Below are 16,229 nucleotides of genomic sequence, written 5' to 3'. Positions count from 1 at the left end.
CTTCCAGAAGTAGAGATGGGGGACGACCAGCCGCATCGGCCAGCCGTGCTCTTTCGTCAGGGGCTGGCCGTTGTGGGAGTGGGCGAAAAGGACGCCTTCACGCAACAGGTCTTCGACCGGCAGGTTGGTCGTGTAGCCGCCGTAGCAGTGAATCATTGCGTACTTCGCTTCGGGCTTCAGCCGGATGGCATCGTAGAGCGCGCGGAACGGCACACCCTCCCAGGTGTTGTCGAACTTGCTCCAGGTTGTGACGCAGTGGATATCGCTCGTGTCGGTCACCTGGCCGAGGGCGTTGAACTCCTCCCAGGTGAACGACTTCTCTTCTTCGACGAGCCCCCAGACGTGGAAGCGCCAGGTTTCGAGGTCGATGCGCGGGATGCTGCCGTAGTGGAGGACCGGCCACCCGGTGGTGAGGTGCTGGCCGGGGGGCAGGCGGAGTTTGCCGTCGGGGCGCAGTTCTTTCGATGCCGTGGTGGACATTCGCGGTTCCTCCGCTGCGGATGAGGGGTCGTGATGAGCGTAGCGGGTCGAATTCCGGCGCGGCAAGGCGGGTTGCCGCGGCGAAGCGGGCAACGGGGTACACTGGGAGGGATGGAAGAAGCGCGCGCACCGGGCCGGGCCGGCCCGCGGCTGGCGGTCGCCCGGCGCGACGGGTGGTTCCTGCTGCTGGCAGCGGCCATCGTCGGCGCGGACCAGCTCACGAAGTGGCTCATCAAGGCGAACCTGGAGCGCGGTGACAGCATCGACGTGCTGCCGTTTTTCCGCATCGTGCACGTGACGAACACGGGGGCGGCGTTCGGCATCCTGCAGGGCGCGGGGCCGCTCCTGATCATCGCGAGCCTCGCAGGGCTGGCGGCGATTCTCATCTACCTGTTCAACCCGGGGTTCGCGCAGCCGGTCGTTCGCCTCGGGCTGGCGCTCATGCTGGGCGGCGCGGTCGGCAACCTGATCGACCGGGTGAGCGAGGGCCGGGTCGTCGACTTTCTGAAGGTGCCGAACTGGCCGGCGTTCAACGTCGCCGATTCGGCGATCAGCATCGGGGTGGTGATCCTGCTGTGGACCATGGTGTTCCAGCCGCCGGAGAAGGACGGGCCATCGAACTCCTAGCCGCCGAACGGTGCCGGCTCGACGCGTTCGTCGCGGCGTCGCTCGAAGGCTTCTCGCGGGCGCGGGCGCAGCGGCTGATCGAGCGGGGCCTCGTGCGCGTGAACGGCACTGCAGCGCGGAAATCGGCGGCGGTCGCGCCGGGCGACCGCGTGGTCGTGGTGCTGGAGCCGGCCGCACACGCGCCGGGCGAGCCGGAGTTCGATCTGCCGGTAGTGTACGAGGACGAGCTGCTGGCGGCGGTCGACAAGCCGGCGAGGCTCGCGGTCCACGGGGCGCCCGGGGATACCGGGCCGTCGGTCGCGGGCTGGTGGCTCGCGAAGCTGGGCGACGCTGCGGGGGAATTCGATGCCGAGCGGGCGGGCATCGTGCACCGGCTCGACAAGGAGACGAGCGGCGTGCTGCTGCTGGCGAAGACGCCAGCGGCGCAGGCGGCGCTGAGCCGGGCGTTCGAAGAGCGGCTGGCGAAGAAGGTCTACCTCGCGGTGGTCGACGGGGTGCCGGCGCAGCCGCATGCGGTCATCGAGGCGCCAATCGACCGCGACCCGCGGGACCGGACGCGGATGGCGGTCACGAGCCGGGGCCGGCCGGCGCGGACGGAGTACCGGGTGGTCGCGAGCGGCGAAGGGCGCGCGGTGCTGGAGGTGTACCCCGAGACGGGCCGGACCCACCAGATTCGCGTCCACCTCGCGGCGGCGGGAACGCCGGTAGCGCGGGATGCGGTGTACGGGCGGGCCGAGCCGGGTGCCCGGCAGCTGCTGCACGCGCTGCAAATCGCGGTGCCGCACCCGGCGGGCGGGGTGCTGCGGGCGGGCGCGCCGGCGCCGGGCGACCTGCTGGAGGCGATTCGCGCCATCGCAGGGGAGGCGGTAGCCTCTCGGTACGCGGCGGTTCCGCCGGCGACCCTCGAGCGAGGCGAGGATTCGTGACCGATCGGCCTGTACGCACCCGCTACGCCCCGAGCCCGACGGGGAACCCCCACGTGGGCAACATCCGCTCGGCGCTGTTCAGCTGGGCGTATGCGCGGGCGCGCGGCGGTAAGTTCATCCTGCGGATCGAAGACACCGACCGGAACCGGTACGTCGAAGGCGCGGTGGAGGCGATCATGGAAAGCCTCCGCTGGCTCGGCATCGACTGGGACGAGGGCCCGGACATCGGCGGGCCGCACGGGCCGTACTTCCAGTCCGAGCGGCTGCCGCGCTACCGGGAGGCGGCGGAGCTGCTCATCGAACGGGGCCGCGCGTACCGGTGTTTCTGCACGCCGGAGCGACTCGATGCGCTGCGCGCGTCGCAGGCTGCGGCGAAGCAGCCGCCGGGCTACGACGGGCTCTGCCGGCGGATCGACCCGGCGGAATCGGCCGCACGGGCGAAGGATGAGCCGCACGTCATCCGGTTCGCCATGGAGCGGGAGGGCGTGACGGTGCTGCACGACGTCATCCGCGGCGAGGTGGTCTTCGAGAACGCGCTGCAAGACGACTTCGTGATGCTGAAGTCGGACGGGTTCCCGACCTACCACCTCGCGGTCGTGGTCGACGACACGGCGATGGCGATCAGCCACTGCATCCGTGGCGACGAGTGGATTTCGAGCGCGCCGAAGCACATCCAGCTGTACGAGGCGCTCGGCTGGGAGCAGCCGGCGTGGGCGCACCTCCCGCTCATCCTCGGGCCGGACCACAAGAAGCTGAGCAAGCGGTCCGGGGACACGGCGCTGCTCGACTACCGGGAGCGGGGCTACCTGCCGGAGGCGATGCTGAACTTCCTCGCCTTCCTCGGGTGGTCGCTGGACGACCACACGACGATCATCAGCGCGGAGGAGCTGACGCGGCACTTCGACCTCGCGCGGGTGGTGCCGAACCCGGCCGTGTTCGACATCGAGCGGCTGAACTACCTGAACGGGCACTACATCCGCGCGATGGACGAGGAGCGGTGGGTGCGTCTGGTGGCGGAGTGGGCCGACCGGGGGCTGCCGGCGTCCATCCCGCGGCCGCTGGATGAGGCGGTGGTGCGGGCGGCGGCGCCGCTGCTCCGGGAGCGGGTGACGCTGCTCGAAGAGATCCCGGGGCTCATCGCCTTCCTGTTCACCTACGACGCGCCGGAGTACGAGACGTCGCTGCTGGCGGAGCGGGTCGGCGACGCCGCGACGGCGGTGCGGGTGCTGGACGAGGCGCTGGTGCGGCTCGATGCCATCGGCGAGGCGGAATGGACGACGGCGGCGGTGGAGGCTGCGCTGCGCGGGCTGGAGGAGCCGCTGGGCATGAAGCTGCGGAAGTTCATCCCGGTGCTGTACGTAGCGGTGATGGGCCGGCCGACGGGCATCCCGCTGTTCGATTCGGCGGCGATTCTCGGGCGGGAGCGGACGCTGGCGCGGCTGCGGGCGGCGCGGGCGCGGCTCGGGTAGCGAAAACTTGGCGCAGGCGCGGAAGGATTGGTAATCTGGAGGCCGCGCTGGGGATTCGTCTAAGGGTAGGACAGCAGACTCTGGATCTGTATGTGGGGGTTCGAATCCTCCATCCCCAGCCAGCGAGGCGATTACGCGCGAGGCCCCGGGACGTCCCGGGGCCTCGCGGTTTCCCGCCGATGTTCGAGGGTCAGGCGTCGCGCCAGGCGGGGTCGCGTTTTTCGAACCACGCCTGCCGGGCTTCGCGGGCGTCCTGCGTCTGGCTGGCGAGGATCTGGTTGCGGTTTTCGAGCTTGAGCGCGGCCTGGAGCGAGATGCCGTTGACGGTCTCGTTCAGCACCTGCTTCGTGAGGCGGAGGCCGAGCGGGCTCGCCTTGCGAACGATACCGTCCGCGATGGCGAGGGCTGCCGGGAGAAGGTCGTCGGGCTCGACGATGCGGGTGAGGAGGCCCATCTCGCGCGCTTCCTGCGCATCGACGATGCGGCCGGAGTAGAGCATGTCGGCGGCGTGGGCCATGCCCACGATTTTGGGGAGGAAGTAGGAGGAGCCGACGTCGGCGCCGCCGAGGCCGAGGTTGAGGTAGGAGCAGGCGAAGCGCGCGGCGGCGGTGCCGATGCGCATGTCGCAGGCGAGCGCGATGGAGAGGCCGCCGCCGGTCGCGGGGCCGTTGACCGCGGCGATGAGCGCCTGGGGGCATTCGCGCATCTTCACCATCAGGTCGGCGATATCTTCCTGAAAGGTGAGGGAATCCTGGACGGGGCCGACGCCCGGCTGCCAGGGGCCCTGTTCGGCGCCGGCTTTGAGGTCGAGGCCGGCGCAGAAGCCGCGGCCGGCGCCGGTGATGACGATGACGCGGGTCGCGAAGTCGCGGTGGCGCGCATCGAAGAAGGCGCGGAGGGCGCGGAGCATCGCGTGGTCGATGGCGTTGAGGCGCTCGGGCCGGTTGAGGGTGAGAATGCCGACGGGACCGCGAGATTCGAAGTGCAGGGGCTGTTCCATGGTGGGCGATTCTACGCCGCACGGCCGGGATGAGCCGCCGGACCCGGAGCTCGACCGGCTGTACCGGGAGGCGGTGTACGAGGTCGAGCTGCCGGGAGGTCGGGCCGCGTTCCGCATCGGGGAGCGCGTACCGGGCGCGCCGGGGACGTTCGCGCTGGTCACGGCGTGGAACCCGGGCCGGGAGCGGCCGGGACGGGAGGAGAACGAGGCGCGGAACCGGGCGCTGCAGGCCGAGATCGAGCGGCGGGGGTGGCGGTGGCTGCCGGCGGAGGGCCGCTCGCCGGACGGGGCCCACCGGGAGCCGTCGTTCGCCGTGTTCGGCGCAACGCTGGACGACGCGGTGGCGCTCGGGCGCGAGTTCGGGCAGGCGGCGATCGTCTGGTTCGACGGCGAGACGGCGCGGCTGGCGTGGTGCTGAGCGTGACACCAATTGGGGTCCCGGGCGGCCCCAATTGTTCGGTGAGGGCGAACTATGTACGCTCGAACGCATGGTTCACGCTCACGTGAACGTAGGAGGGGACGGATGACTGCAGCGCCGGCAACCCAGCCGCTCGGTGAGACGCTGACACCGCGCCAGAAGTGGCTCCTCCTCGGGAGCCTGATGGTGTCGCTGTTCATCGGCGCGCTGGACCAGACCGTGGTTTCGACGGCGACGCCGCGGATCCTGGCCGACCTCGGCGGGTTCACGCTGCTCTCGTGGCTGTTCACGAGCTACATGCTGACGTCGACGGTCGTCATTCCGCTGGTGGGCAAGCTGGGCGACATCTACGGGCGGAAGCTCTTCCTCATCGGCGGGGTGTTCCTGTTCATGGTCGCCTCGGCGGCGTGCGGGGCGGCGCCGAACATGCCGGTGCTGATCTGGATGCGGGCGCTGCAGGGCCTCGGCGGCGGGATGATCTTCGCCTCGGTGTTCGCGACGATGGGCGACCTCTTCGCGCCGGCTGAGCGCGGGAAGTACATCGGGCTGTTCACCGGGGTGTTCAGCCTCGCGAGCGTGGTCGGGCCGACGTTCGGCGGCTTCCTGACGGACACGCTGAGCTGGCGATGGGTGTTCTACATCAACATCCCGGTGGGGCTGATCGCGATCCCGGCGATCTGGTTCAACCTGCCGGCGAAGGCGCGGAGCGGGTCGCCGAAGCTGGACTTCCTCGGCGCGGCGCTGCTCTCGGCGGCCTCCGTGATGGCGCTGCTGGCGCTCGTGTGGGCTGGCGAGAAGTACGCGTGGGATTCGCCGCAGATCGTCGGGCTGCTGGCGGGCTCGGTCGTGCTGGTCGGGCTGTTCGTGCTGCAGGAGCTGCGGCACCCGGAGCCGACGCTGCCGCTGCACCTGTTCCGGAACCGGGTGTTCCTGCTCTCGAACCTCGTCGTGTTCACGTTCGGGTTCGGCGTGTTCGGGGCGTTCCAGTTCCTCGGGATTTACGTGCAGACGGCGCTTGGGGCCTCGGCCACCGAGTCGGGCGTCATCACGACGCCGCAGAGCCTCGGCGTGCTGGTCACGAGCGTGGTCGGCGGGCAGGTGATCGCGCGGACCGGGCGGTACAAATGGCAGACGTTCTTCGGCACGGTGCTCATCGCCTCGGCGCTGGGGCTGCTGACGCAGGTGAGCCTCGACACGAAGCTGTGGCAGGTGAGCGCGACGATGGTGGTGCTGGGGCTCGGGTTCGGGCTGGTGCTGCCGACGATGTCGCTCGTGGTGCAGAACGCGGTGGGGTACCAGTACATCGGGGTGGCGAGCTCGGCGAGCCAGTTCTTCCGGCAGATCGGGAGCGTGCTGGGCATTGCGGTGTTCGGCGCCATCCTCGCGAACACGTACCACGCGGAGTTCTCGGCCCGGCTGACGGCGGAGGACAAGGCGACGCTCGGGCCGCAGCTGGTGCAGCAGCTGGACGACCCGACGATCCGGCTGAACGAGGCCGTTTACGCCCGCATCGAGCAATCCATCCTGCAGATGCCGGACGGGGAGAATCTGCTGGCGCGGACGCACGATGCGCAGGGCGAAGGGGTGGTGATCGCGGTGCGGCACATCTACTGGGGCGCTGTGGCGGCGGCGATCCTGTGCGCGGTGCTGGCGTTCATGATGCCGGAGCTGCCGCTGCGGCGGACGGTGGCGGGCGGCCCGCCCGGGGAGCCCGGGCGCGAAGGCCAGGCCGGCGCGCCGCCGCTGCCGGTCGCGGGGGCGCTCGGCGAGTAGGCTGGCGCGGCCCAACGGCACATGCGAAGGCCCCGGGGTTTCCCGGGGCCTCTTGCTTCTCGGGTGCGCTGCGCAGCAGACCGCGCGGGCTACCGCTTCTCCTTGATGCGGGCGGCTTTGCCGGAGAGGCCGCGGAGGTAGTAGAGGTTCTTCCGGCGGACCTTGCCGCGGCGGACGACTTCGATCTTGTCGACGCGCGGGCTGTGGAGCGGGAAGGTGCGTTCGACGCCGACCTGGCCGGCGGCGATTTTGCGGACGGTGAAGTTCGAGGAGAGGCCCTTATTCCGCTTGCGGATGACCACGCCTTCGAAGACCTGGATGCGCTCCCGGTTGCCTTCGACGACCTTGGCGTGGACGCGGACGGTATCGCCGCTGTTGAAGTCAGGGCGTTCGGCCGGCGCCGCGTTGGGCACGAGCGTATCGAGTTCGTAGGACATGGTGAGAGAACCCCGGATCAGGTAACCAAATCAGGATACCCGGCTGCGGGCTACGTTCCAGCGTCCTACGGGAGGGCGCGGGCGATGACGGCCCCGGCCCAGACGGCGAGGATGCCGACGAACAGGGAAAGGCCGGCGTAGGCAGCAGCGGTCCACGGCTCGGAGACTTTGACGAGGTCGTAGGTCTCCCAGCCGAAGGCGGAGAAGGTCGTATAGCTGCCGAGGAAGCCAGTCACGATGAAGAGGCGCGCCTCGCGGGAGAGCGAGCCGCGCTCGGCGGCGTATTCGAGCAACAGGCCGATGATGAAGCAGCCGGTGACGTTGACGACGAAGGTGCCGAGGGGGAAGTTGCCGATGAGGCCGGGTTTCACGTGGCTCCCGACGAAGTAGCGCAGGGGCGCGCCGATGATGGCCCCGAGCGCTACGTAAAGGTAGCTCACCGCCCGGTGCTCCCGTGGCCGCCCGCGCCGCGGGCAGTGGGCGCGAGGTCGGCGGCGAGTTCGAAGCGGGCAGGCGCGAGCAGCCCGAACACGATCTGGGCGATCCGGTCCCCGGGCTCGACGACGTGTTCGATGCCGGGGGCGATGGTGTAGAGCGTGACGAGGAGTTCGCCGCGGTAGTCGGCGTCGATGGTGCCGAAGGTGCAAAGGACGCCGCTGCGGGCGAGGCCGCTTCGCGGGCGGACCTGGGCATCGATGCCGGGCGGAATTTCGAGGGCAATCCCGGTGGGGACGAGCACGGGGCGGTTGCCGACCGTCACGGGCGCCTCGATGCAGGCGGAGAGGTCGAAGCCGGAGGCGAGGTCGGTGGCACGGGTGGGGAGGCGGGCGCCATCGCGGAGGAGCTTGACGCGCACGGTCGCCGGTTCCACGGGGGCATCGTAGCAGCGGCCGGGCCCGGCGTCAGGCAGGCGCGGCTTGACCGTTCGGCGCGGCGTAGCCACGATGTGGCCACGGGGACACTGCGGTGATTCGGCAAATCGGCGTCCGGCAGCTGAAGAACGAAACGACGCAAGTGGTGCGCGCCGTGCGCGAAGAGCGCGCGGTCTACGTCATCACGGTGAACGGCGAGCCGGTGGCGACGCTACGGCCGTTTTCGGAACGGGACATCGCCGGGGTAGAGCGGGGGCAGGCGCAGGCAGAGATTGCGGCGATCGAGCGGCTGGCGGAGGCGATCGGGGCGGCGTGGCTCACACTGCCGACGCTGGCGGATGGCGCGGGCGGGGACCGCTGATGGCGACGGTCGATGCGAGCGTCTTCGTTTCGCTGTTCAACGCGAAGGATCGCCAGCACGAGGCAACGGTCGCGTGGCTGCGGGAGGCGATCGCCGACGGCGAGCCGCTGCGGTCGCCGGTCATCGCGCTGGCGGAGGTCTCGGCGGCGATCGCGGCGGGCACCGGGGACGGGCAGCTGGCGCGGCAGGTCGAGCAGCACCTGCGGGTCTCGCCGCTGTTCGAATTCCTGCCGGTCGCGCTGCCGCTGGCGGAGCGGGCGGCGGCGCTGGCGGCGGAGCACCAGCTGCGCGGGAGCGACGCGCTCTACTTCGCGGTGGCGGAGACGCTGGGCGACCGGCTGGTGACGCTGAACCCGCGGCAGCTGCAGCGGGCGGGGCGGCTGCTGGAGGCGGTGCGGCCGCGGCCATCCGGGCTTTCCGGTTCCTGAATCTCTTTACCTTGCCTGCGGGGGCAGCATGGCGGAATTGGCAGCAGCCCCGCCGGAGTTGCCCGGCGGCTCGAAGGAGTTTCCCATGCGACGACAGGTGCCCCGTATTCCCGAACACCGCCACGACGGCGACGACGACATCACCGACCGCGGCCTGCAATTCGACCTCGAGACGCTGCGGGCGCAGCTGAGCCGTCGGAACGCACTGCGGCTGTTCGGCGGGGTGGCGGCGATTGCGCTGGTTGGCTGCAGCGACAGCGGCAGTTCGAGCGCTGGCAGCGGCAGCGGGACCGCCTCGCCGGCGGCAGGGAACGGGTCCGGCGCGACCCCGTCCCCGACGGCCGCCGCGGCGGGGAGCAGCGCGGGGGCGAACGTCTCGCCGATCCCCACGCAGGCGACGCCGGCCTCGGCCTGCACGGGCGTCATCCCAACGGAGACGGCCGGGCCGTTCCCGGGCGACGGTTCGAACGGGCCGAATGCGCTCGTGCAGAGCGGCATCGTCCGGCGGGACATCCGCTCGAGCCTCGGGATTTCGGCGACGCAGGCGCAGGGGGTGCCGCTGACCGTGCGGCTGACCCTGCTCGACACGAAGAACGGCTGCCGGCCGATCGAGGGCGCGGCGGTGTACCTCTGGCACTGCGACCGGGAGGGGCAGTACTCGATGTACAACCTGCCGAACGAAAACTACCTCCGGGGCGTGCAGGCTTCGGACGCAAACGGGGTGGTGACGTTCGAGAGCATCTTTCCCGGGTGCTATGCCGGGCGGTGGCCGCACATCCACTTCGAGGTGTACCCGAGCCTCGAGAAGGCGACCTCTTCGGCGAACAAAGTCGCAACGTCGCAGCTGGCGTTCCCGCAGGATGTCTGCGAAGCCGTCTACGCGACGGCGGGCTATGAACAGAGCGCGCGGAACCTCACGCGGGTGAGCCTGCAGACGGATGGTATCTTCCGGGACGGCTGGCAGCTGCAGCTGGCGGAGATGTCGGGCAGCCCGTCGCAGGGGTACACGGCGAACCTGCCGGTGGGGCTGTAGCCGCGGGGCCTAGCGGAAGAGGTCGCGCTCCGATTCGCGGATGATGAGCTGCATCGTCGCCTCCTCGTCGGGCTGCCAGGGGAGGCCGCGGATGACGGCGGCAGGAACGCGGGAGAGGTTGCCCTTGACGAGTTCGGCGGCGCCGGCGAGTTCGTCGGCGGTGCAGAGGGCCTGGACGCGGAACTCGTGGCCGTGCGGGTCGACCTGGCCGATGTAGCTGGTGATCGGGTGCATGCCGGCGATGCCGATGGCAACGTCGGTCTGGCCCTCCCGCCAGGGGCGGCCGAAGGTGTCCGAGATGATGACGGCGACGTCGGCGCCGCGGGCCTTCAGGCCCTGGCGGATGCGGCGGGCGCTCGCGTCCGGGTCTTCGGGGAGGAGGACGGCGAGGCCGTGACCGCCCGACGAGGACTGGTCGACGCCGGAGTTCGCGCAGACGAAGCCGTGGCGGGTCTCGGTGATGAGGACAGGGCCGACCTGGCGGACGACGCGGCGTGCTTCACGGAGGACGAGTTCGATGACTGCCGGGTCCTTCTCCCAGCGCTCAGCGTACTGGCGGGCGAAGGGGGAGACCTCGACGGAGGCGAGTTCGACGACCCGGCCCTCGGCCTTGGAGACGATTTTCGAGGTGACGACGAGGATGTCGCCGTCGCGCAGGGGTTTGCCGGCCGCGTCGGCGGCGTCCGCGATGGCAACGGCGAGGTCGGTGCCGGGGGTGATTTCCGGGAGGCCCGGGATACCGAAGATTTCGAGGGAGCTCACGGGGTCACCTCCGGGGCCGCCAGTCAGGGGACGGCATCGAGGAAGTCGAGGAGGACGGCGGCGGACCGCTCCGGGTCGTGCGCCCAGAAGTTGTGGCTGTCGCCTTCGAGCCAGGCGAGGCGGGCGCGCGGCACCTGGTTGGCGAGCAGCTCCGCGTTGGCTGGCGGCACGAGTCGGTCGATGGTGCCGTGCATGATGAGGACGGGGAAGGGCGCGGCATCGACCGCCGGGTTGGGGTCCGGCGCGGCCTGGGCGGCCTGGAGCTGGAACTGAAAGGTGCGCGCCGGGGTCGGGTTCTGCATGGTGAGCTCGAAGCGGCGGACGAGCTCGGCCTCGTTGGCGGCGATCCAGGCGGGCGGGTGGATGATCGGCCAGGCCGCGCGGGCGGACTCGATGAGCGGCTTCGCCGGGTCCCAGAAGAGGGCGGTGCGGAGATCCTCCTCGGTCGCCGGGATGCCGTTCGGCGGGCAAAGAAGGCTGAGTGAGCGGATGCGCGCCGGGCCGTACTCGCGGACGACGTGGCGGACGATGATGGAGCCGAGCGAGCAGCCGAGGAGGTGGAAGCGTTCGAGGCCGAGTTCGTCGGCGACGGCCATGACGTCGGCCGTCATGTCGGACATGGTCCACGGGGCGGCAGGCTTCTCGGAGTTGCCGGTGCCGCGATTGTCGACGAGCACGAGGCGGTAACGGCGGGCGAGGAGGGCGGGGAACTCATCCCACCAGTCGGCGGAGTGGCCGCCGATGCCGTAGACCATGACGAGGGGGTCGCCTTCGCCCCGGGTGTCGTACCAGATGCGGGCGCCGGAGCGCTCGGTGACGGGCATGGTCAGATCCCCACGATGCGGATGCTGGTCTGGGTCTTGTGTTTGCGGTTGAGGTTGATGAGGAGCGAGGTGAGCATTTCGACGTAGCGGCTCTGGGAGGGGCCGCCGGCATCGATGCCGCGGACGCCGGCGATCTCGTTGGCGAGGCTGATGATCACCTGCTTCGCCTCGGCGTCCTTGCCGCAGACGAGGACGTCGGCCTCGATGGGGTGGTCGAGGTGCTGGAGCTCTTCAGCGCTGAGGTTCTGGAAGGCGGAGACGACGCGGGATTCGGGGAGCTGCGCGATGGCCTCCTGGAGGGCGCTGCCGCCGGGGACATCGAGGGCGACGGCGCCGACGCCCTGGCGGAACTCGAGCGGGGCGACGACGTTGCAGACGATCTTCCCGGCGAGGTCGCCCTTGAGAGACTCGAGGGTTGCGGCCTGGCCGCTGTAGGGGAAGGTGAGGAAGACGACATCGGCGTCGCGGACGACGGCAGCGTTGTCGCCGCCGGTCGCGGCAGCGCCGGGGACGGCCTCGCGGACTTTGGCGGCGGCTTCTTCGCCGCGCTCGGCGGAGCGGGAACCGATGGCGACGGCGTGGCCGGCGCGGGCGAACCGCATGGCGAGCCCGAGGCCTTCGGGACCGGTGCCGCCGACGAATGCGAGCTTCATGGAGCTGGAGCCTCCTGAGGGTGAGGGGGTGTAGGGACGGGCTACAGCGTAGCGGCTGCGGCGGCAGGGGGCGATGCGGGGATTTTGGGCGAAGGGGTGCGCCGGGGCGCGCGCGGTGACGTAGGGTAGAAGAGGAGCGTCCCGCGCAGGCGGCGTACAGGCGCGCTTACGTCGCCCACAGGCACGGCGGGGGCCCTCTGCTATACTCGGGATGAGCGCAGCCCCCGACTGCGCCGCACGGAGATTCCTATTGTATTCCCGCTGGATTCGCAACAGTTTCTTCTGGCTCCTCGTCATCGTCGCGGTCATCGCCATCTTCTTCGCGTTCTTCGCGAACGGGAGCGACCACCAGTCGGTCGAATTCGGGCAGGTCATCACGGACGCTGAGCGCGGGCGAATCGAGAAGATCGAGGTCGACGGGCGCGACCTGACGGTCACCTACATCCGGCAGCCGAACGAAGAGACCGGGAAGGTCGTCACGGCGAAGGTCGGGCCGAACACGAACATCGAAGACATCCTGACGCAGCGCGGGGTGGCGCTGAGCCGGGCGCCGGGGACGGCCGAGGGCGTGCCAGCGGTCAACCTCGAGTACAAGGACAGCTCCGGGTTCGGGCCGTTCCTCGGGCTGCTGCTGAACATCCTGCCGTTCCTGCTGTTCGGCCTCTTCCTGCTGCTCATCATGCGGCAGGCGCAGGGCTCGAATTCGCAGGCGATGAGCTTCGGCAAGAGCCGGGCGCGGCTGTTCACGGGGAGCAAGGTGACGGTGACGTTCGCGGATGTCGCGGGCGTCGATGAGGCGAAGGAGGAGCTCGCGGAAGTCGTCGAGTTCCTGAAGTACCCGGAGAAGTTCGCGGCGCTGGGCGCGCGGATTCCGAAGGGCGTGCTCCTCGTTGGCCCGCCGGGCACGGGCAAGACGCTGCTGTCGCGGGCGGTGGCCGGCGAGGCGGGCGTGCCGTTCTTCAGCATCTCGGGTTCCGAGTTCGTGGAGATGTTCGTGGGTGTCGGCGCGAGCCGCGTGCGTGACCTCTTCGACCAGGCGAAGAAGAACGCGCCCTGCATCGTGTTCATCGACGAAATCGACGCGGTCGGCCGGCAGCGCGGGGCGGGCCTCGGCGGCTCGCACGATGAGCGTGAGCAGACGCTGAACCAGATCCTCGTCGAGATGGACGGCTTCGACACTGGCACGAACGTCATCGTCATCGCGGCGACGAACCGGCCGGATATCCTCGACCCGGCGCTGCTGCGGCCGGGCCGGTTCGACCGGAAGGTGGTGCTCGACGCGCCGGACATCAAGGGGCGCGAAGCGATCCTGAGCGTCCACATGAAAGGGAAGCCGATCGCGGACGATGTCGAGGTCGGCGTGCTGGCGAAAGCGACCTCCGGCTTCTCGGGGGCGGACCTCGCGAACCTCGTGAACGAGGCGGCCATCCTCGCGGCGCGGCGGAACAAGAAGATCATCACGATGAAGGAGTTCCTCGAGGCGATCGACCGGGTCATCCTCGGGCCGGAGCGGAAGAGCAAGGTGATGAGCGACCTCGAGAAGAAGGTGACGGCCTACCACGAAGGCGGCCACGTCATCGTGGCGCACTTCCTGAAGCATCACGACCCGGTGTACAAGGTGACGATCGTGTCGCGCGGGATGAGCGGCGGGCACACCCGCTTCCTCGGCGAGGACACGAGCTATCACACGCCGTCGATGTTCAAGGACCGGATGGCGAGCGCGCTCGGCGGGCTCGCGGCGGAGGAGATCGTCTTCGGCGAGGCCTCGACGGGGCCATCGAGCGACATCCAGCAGGTGACGCGCATCGCGCGCTCCATGGTGACGCGCTGGGGGATGAGCAAGAAGCTCGGGCCGCGGACGTTCGGGAAGACCGAGGAGCTGATCTTCCTCGGGCGGGAGATTTCCGAGACGCGCGACTACAGCGAGAAGATTGCGGAAGAGATCGACGAAGAGGTCCGCGAGCTGATCGACGAGGCACACGCGACGGCGACGAAGATCCTGCTGGAGCACCGGAAGCTGCTGGACAAGCTGGCGAACGTGCTCATCGAGGTCGAAACGCTGGAGGGCGACGCGCTGGTGCGGCTGCTGAACAGCGACCCGGACGAGCCGTGGCCGCCGCCGGACATGGCAGAGCCGAAGCAGGAAGCGGCGCCGAAACCGGCCGCCGACGAGGCGCCGCGGCGGCCCGCGTTCGAGCCGAAGCCGGCGACGGGCCTCGCCTGGGAGGCTGGCAACCAGGCGCGGACGGATGGCGGCGGGGGCTGACCCGCAGCGGGCACGGAGATGGATGCAGCCCCGGGTTCGTTGACTGGACCCGGGGCTGACGCGACACTTGAAGAACCGCCTCGGCAAATCCGGGAGTATTGAGCTATGGAAGCGATCGTTCGCGCCGATGGGCGCCAGTTGCGCCTCGTTGAGGGGCAGGAATTCGAAGTGAGCCGGCTCGACGGCGAGCCGGGGGATATCGTGGACCTGGATGTGATGATGGTCCTCGATGGCCCGAACGTGACGGTCGGGACGCCGCTGGTGGAGGGCGCGAAGGTCCGCGCGCGGATTACGCAGCACGGGCGGGCGCCGAAGCTGGTGTTCATGAAGTACAAGAACAAGGTGCGGTACCGGCGGAAGTTCGGGCACCGGCAGCCGGTGACGCGGCTGGTCGTCGAGTCGATTACGAAGGGGTAGCGAGATGGCGCACAAGAAGGGTGTCGGCAGCTCGAAGAACGGCCGCGACAGCAACAGCAAGCGGCTGGGCGTGAAGCATTTCGACGGCGAAGTCGTGAAGCCGGGCTCGATTCTCATCCGGCAGAAGGGGACGCGGTTCCACCCGGGCGAGAACGTGGGGCTCGGCCGCGACTACACGATCTTCTCGCTCATCGATGGGCGGGTGAAGTTCGAACCGTTCGCCAAGGGGCGGCGGAAGAAGGTGAGCGTGTACGCGCTCGAGGAAGCCTGAGGGACGAGGACATGAAGGCAGGGATTCATCCGCAGTACGTCGAAGCGACGATTCACTGCTCCTGCGGGAACGAGATCAAGACGCGCTCGACGAAGCCGACGATCCACATCGATGTCTGCAACGTGTGCCACCCGTTCTTCACGGGCGAGCAGCGCATCGTGGACACGGCGGGCCGCGTGGAGCGGTTCAACCGGCGGTTCCAGCGCGGCTAAGCGGCTGGAGAAGGACGAAAGGGGCGCCCGCGGGCGCCCCTTTTCCATTTCGGGGGCCGTGCATGGGGGCAGAACCGGCGCAGGTGTACTACGGCGGCCAGGCCGTCATCGAAGGGGTGATGATCCGGGGGCCGGAGCACATGGCGGTCGCCGTGCGGCACCCGAAGGGCCACATCGTGACGCACTCCGAGCGGCTGAGCGGCATCTACACGGGGCGGAGCCGGCGGATCCCGCTCGTGCGGGGGGTGGTGGTGCTGTGGGAGACGCTGGCGCTGGGGATGCGGGCGCTGAACTTCTCATCGCGCATCGCTTTCGAAGAAGAAGAGAGCGAGGACGGGAAGCCGGTGGAGTTCCCGGAGAAGGCGTTCTTCGGGACGATGCTGCTGGCGCTGGTGTTCGTCGTCGCGGTGTTCTTCGCGGCGCCGATTTTGCTGGCGAACGTGCTGGAGCGGTGGGACGTGCCGCGGTTCTGGATCGTGCTGGTGGAGGGGCTGCTGCGGCTGGGGCTGTTCGTCGGGTACATCGCGGCGATCGGGCTCATCCCGGATATCCGGCGGGTGTTCCAGTACCACGGGGCGGAGCACATGACGATCCACGCCTACGAGGCGGGGCGGCCGCTGACGGTGGCGGAGGTGCGGAATTTTCCGAAGGAGCACCAGCGCTGCGGGACGAGCTTCCTGCTCGTGGTGGTGGTGGTGGCGCTGCTGACGTTCTTCGTGTTCGACTTGCTGGTGGATGAGGGGCTGGCGGTGCGGACGGCTTCGCGGATCCTGCTGGTGCCGCTGATCGCGGGCGTGAGTTATGAAATCTTGCGGTTCGGGGCGCGCTACCGGGAGAACGGGTTCGTGCGGGCGCTGTTCGCGCCGAACATCGCGCTGCAGGGGCTGACGACGAAGGTGCCGGACGACAGCCAGGTGGAGGTGGCGATCGCTTCGTTCGAGGCGACGCTGGCGGCGGCCGGGCTGCGGGGCGGGGAGCAGGCGGCGGCACCCTGAGGGTG

21 protein-coding genes and 1 tRNA gene are annotated in these 16,229 nt (G+C 69.7%); 14 read left to right on the top strand and 8 right to left on the bottom strand.

The genetic code is table 11. From position 1 onward, the window contains the following. On the bottom strand, nt 1-480 hold a 480-nt coding region (locus tag N2041_RS06520; RefSeq protein WP_297677011.1), incomplete at its 3' end, for a molybdopterin-dependent oxidoreductase. 111 nt (nt 481-591) lie between these two features. On the opposite strand from N2041_RS06520, the gene lspA reads away from it, so the two are divergent. The 4 genes from lspA to N2041_RS06500 all read left to right on the top strand — a co-directional run bounded on the left by lspA (nt 592) and on the right by N2041_RS06500 (nt 3,624). Further along, a complete protein-coding gene (gene lspA, locus N2041_RS06515) occupies nt 592-1,107 on the top strand; it encodes a signal peptidase II (protein WP_297677010.1) in 516 nt (171 codons plus the stop codon). Further along, a complete protein-coding gene (locus N2041_RS06510) occupies nt 1,056-2,033 on the top strand; it encodes an RluA family pseudouridine synthase (RefSeq protein ID WP_297677009.1) in 978 nt (325 codons plus the stop codon). Before lspA ends, N2041_RS06510 begins: the two co-directional genes overlap by 52 nt. Continuing rightward, nucleotides 2,030-3,502 (top strand): glutamate--tRNA ligase, encoded by a 1,473-nt coding sequence (gene gltX, locus N2041_RS06505; protein ID WP_297677008.1) that lies wholly within the window; start codon nt 2,030-2,032, stop codon nt 3,500-3,502. The genes N2041_RS06510 and gltX overlap by 4 nt, the downstream gene beginning before the upstream one ends. 48 nt (nt 3,503-3,550) lie before the next feature. Continuing rightward, nucleotides 3,551-3,624, top strand: a tRNA-Gln gene (locus N2041_RS06500). A 68-nt stretch (nt 3,625-3,692) separates the two neighbouring features. On the opposite strand, the gene N2041_RS06495 is transcribed toward N2041_RS06500, so the two are convergent. Next, the gene (locus tag N2041_RS06495) at nt 3,693-4,502 is read right to left on the bottom strand and encodes an enoyl-CoA hydratase/isomerase family protein (RefSeq protein WP_297677007.1); all 810 of its coding nucleotides are present in this window, start codon (nt 4,500-4,502) and stop codon (nt 3,693-3,695) included. On the opposite strand from N2041_RS06495, the gene N2041_RS06490 reads away from it, so the two are divergent. Together N2041_RS06490 and N2041_RS06485 are read left to right on the top strand one after the other, a co-directional pair. Then, nucleotides 4,501-4,920 (top strand): DUF3293 domain-containing protein, encoded by a 420-nt coding sequence (locus N2041_RS06490; protein WP_297677006.1) that lies wholly within the window; start codon nt 4,501-4,503, stop codon nt 4,918-4,920. The two genes, N2041_RS06495 and N2041_RS06490, sit on opposite strands and share 2 nt — an antisense overlap. A gap of 105 nt (nt 4,921-5,025) precedes the next feature. Next, entirely contained in the window at nt 5,026-6,693 is a 1,668-nt protein-coding gene (locus N2041_RS06485; RefSeq protein ID WP_297677005.1) for an MDR family MFS transporter, read from the top strand. Between the two features lie 89 nt (nt 6,694-6,782). Here N2041_RS06485 and rplS read toward each other — a convergent pair whose 3' ends face one another. From rplS to dut, 3 genes are all read right to left on the bottom strand, one after another. Then, on the bottom strand, nt 6,783-7,130 hold the full coding sequence (gene rplS / locus N2041_RS06480; RefSeq protein ID WP_297677003.1) for a 50S ribosomal protein L19: 348 nt from the start codon (nt 7,128-7,130) through the stop codon (nt 6,783-6,785). Nucleotides 7,131-7,195: 65 nt separating this feature from the next. Beyond that, nucleotides 7,196-7,570 carry a fluoride efflux transporter CrcB gene (gene crcB, locus N2041_RS06475; protein WP_297677001.1) on the bottom strand — a complete coding sequence of 125 codons (375 nt, stop codon included), beginning with the start codon at nt 7,568-7,570 and terminating at the stop codon, nt 7,196-7,198. Next, the gene (dut, locus tag N2041_RS06470) at nt 7,567-8,001 is read right to left on the bottom strand and encodes a dUTP diphosphatase (protein ID WP_297676999.1); all 435 of its coding nucleotides are present in this window, start codon (nt 7,999-8,001) and stop codon (nt 7,567-7,569) included. The genes crcB and dut overlap by 4 nt, the downstream gene beginning before the upstream one ends. Before the next feature lie 95 nt (nt 8,002-8,096). Between dut and N2041_RS06465 the strand changes: the two genes are divergently transcribed. From N2041_RS06465 to N2041_RS06455, 3 genes are all read left to right on the top strand, one after another. Continuing rightward, on the top strand, nt 8,097-8,363 hold the full coding sequence (locus tag N2041_RS06465) for a type II toxin-antitoxin system Phd/YefM family antitoxin (protein ID WP_297676997.1): 267 nt from the start codon (nt 8,097-8,099) through the stop codon (nt 8,361-8,363). Continuing rightward, entirely contained in the window at nt 8,363-8,791 is a 429-nt protein-coding gene (locus tag N2041_RS06460) for a PIN domain-containing protein (protein WP_270056610.1), read from the top strand. Before N2041_RS06465 ends, N2041_RS06460 begins: the two co-directional genes overlap by 1 nt. Nucleotides 8,792-8,876: 85 nt before the next feature. Continuing rightward, nucleotides 8,877-9,824, top strand: coding sequence for an intradiol ring-cleavage dioxygenase (locus N2041_RS06455; protein ID WP_297676995.1), 948 nt, complete (start codon nt 8,877-8,879; stop codon nt 9,822-9,824). Nucleotides 9,825-9,833: 9 nt separating this feature from the next. On the opposite strand, the gene cofE is transcribed toward N2041_RS06455, so the two are convergent. The 3 genes from cofE to npdG are packed head-to-tail and all read right to left on the bottom strand — an operon-like array spanning nt 9,834 to nt 12,063. Next, complete coding sequence (cofE, locus tag N2041_RS06450; protein WP_297676993.1) at nt 9,834-10,586, bottom strand: coenzyme F420-0:L-glutamate ligase; 753 nt, start codon at nt 10,584-10,586, stop codon at nt 9,834-9,836. 23 nt (nt 10,587-10,609) lie between these two features. Further along, nucleotides 10,610-11,410 (bottom strand): alpha/beta hydrolase, encoded by an 801-nt coding sequence (locus N2041_RS06445; RefSeq protein WP_297676991.1) that lies wholly within the window; start codon nt 11,408-11,410, stop codon nt 10,610-10,612. 2 nt (nt 11,411-11,412) lie between these two features. Next, the gene (npdG, locus tag N2041_RS06440; RefSeq protein ID WP_297676989.1) at nt 11,413-12,063 is read right to left on the bottom strand and encodes an NADPH-dependent F420 reductase; all 651 of its coding nucleotides are present in this window, start codon (nt 12,061-12,063) and stop codon (nt 11,413-11,415) included. A gap of 211 nt (nt 12,064-12,274) precedes the next feature. Here npdG and ftsH point away from each other — a divergent pair, with 211 nt between their 5' ends. From ftsH to N2041_RS06415, 5 genes are all read left to right on the top strand, one after another. Beyond that, the gene (gene ftsH / locus N2041_RS06435; protein WP_367187695.1) at nt 12,275-14,329 is read left to right on the top strand and encodes an ATP-dependent zinc metalloprotease FtsH; all 2,055 of its coding nucleotides are present in this window, start codon (nt 12,275-12,277) and stop codon (nt 14,327-14,329) included. A gap of 105 nt (nt 14,330-14,434) precedes the next feature. After that, a complete protein-coding gene (gene rplU / locus N2041_RS06430; protein WP_297676985.1) occupies nt 14,435-14,746 on the top strand; it encodes a 50S ribosomal protein L21 in 312 nt (103 codons plus the stop codon). Nucleotides 14,747-14,750: 4 nt separating this feature from the next. Continuing rightward, nucleotides 14,751-15,017: a 50S ribosomal protein L27 gene (gene rpmA / locus N2041_RS06425; protein ID WP_270056616.1), complete on the top strand. Its 267-nt coding sequence runs from the start codon at nt 14,751-14,753 to the stop codon at nt 15,015-15,017. Nucleotides 15,018-15,028: 11 nt separating this feature from the next. Beyond that, on the top strand, nt 15,029-15,229 hold the full coding sequence (gene rpmE / locus N2041_RS06420; RefSeq protein WP_270056617.1) for a 50S ribosomal protein L31: 201 nt from the start codon (nt 15,029-15,031) through the stop codon (nt 15,227-15,229). A 62-nt stretch (nt 15,230-15,291) separates the two neighbouring features. Further along, the gene (locus N2041_RS06415) at nt 15,292-16,224 is read left to right on the top strand and encodes a DUF1385 domain-containing protein (protein WP_297676982.1); all 933 of its coding nucleotides are present in this window, start codon (nt 15,292-15,294) and stop codon (nt 16,222-16,224) included. Nucleotides 16,225-16,229 lie beyond the last annotated feature (5 nt).

It is taken from the genome of Tepidiforma sp. (genome assembly GCF_026419595.1).
In the GTDB taxonomy this organism is placed as follows: domain Bacteria; phylum Chloroflexota; class Dehalococcoidia; order Tepidiformales; family Tepidiformaceae; genus Tepidiforma.
This window is presented reverse-complemented; position numbering and strand designations above follow the sequence as displayed.

Excerpts from the sequence above, each read along its gene's own strand:
- N2041_RS06455 (WP_297676995.1), top strand. The coding sequence starts at position 8,877 with ATGCGACGACAGGTGCCCCGTATTCCCGAACACCGCCACGACGGCGAC.
- rplS (WP_297677003.1), bottom strand. The coding sequence starts at position 7,130 with ATGTCCTACGAACTCGATACGCTCGTGCCCAACGCGGCGCCGGCCGAA.
- N2041_RS06415 (WP_297676982.1), top strand. The coding sequence starts at position 15,292 with ATGGGGGCAGAACCGGCGCAGGTGTACTACGGCGGCCAGGCCGTCATC.
- N2041_RS06485 (WP_297677005.1), top strand. The coding sequence starts at position 5,026 with ATGACTGCAGCGCCGGCAACCCAGCCGCTCGGTGAGACGCTGACACCG.
- N2041_RS06490 (WP_297677006.1), top strand. The coding sequence starts at position 4,501 with ATGGTGGGCGATTCTACGCCGCACGGCCGGGATGAGCCGCCGGACCCG.
- ftsH (WP_367187695.1), top strand. The coding sequence starts at position 12,275 with ATGAGCGCAGCCCCCGACTGCGCCGCACGGAGATTCCTATTGTATTCC.
- N2041_RS06495 (WP_297677007.1), bottom strand. The coding sequence starts at position 4,502 with ATGGAACAGCCCCTGCACTTCGAATCTCGCGGTCCCGTCGGCATTCTC.
- rplU (WP_297676985.1), top strand. The coding sequence starts at position 14,435 with ATGGAAGCGATCGTTCGCGCCGATGGGCGCCAGTTGCGCCTCGTTGAG.
- N2041_RS06445 (WP_297676991.1), bottom strand. The coding sequence starts at position 11,410 with ATGCCCGTCACCGAGCGCTCCGGCGCCCGCATCTGGTACGACACCCGG.
- rpmE (WP_270056617.1), top strand. The coding sequence starts at position 15,029 with ATGAAGGCAGGGATTCATCCGCAGTACGTCGAAGCGACGATTCACTGC.
- N2041_RS06460 (WP_270056610.1), top strand. The coding sequence starts at position 8,363 with ATGGCGACGGTCGATGCGAGCGTCTTCGTTTCGCTGTTCAACGCGAAG.
- lspA (WP_297677010.1), top strand. The coding sequence starts at position 592 with ATGGAAGAAGCGCGCGCACCGGGCCGGGCCGGCCCGCGGCTGGCGGTC.
- rpmA (WP_270056616.1), top strand. The coding sequence starts at position 14,751 with ATGGCGCACAAGAAGGGTGTCGGCAGCTCGAAGAACGGCCGCGACAGC.
- npdG (WP_297676989.1), bottom strand. The coding sequence starts at position 12,063 with ATGAAGCTCGCATTCGTCGGCGGCACCGGTCCCGAAGGCCTCGGGCTC.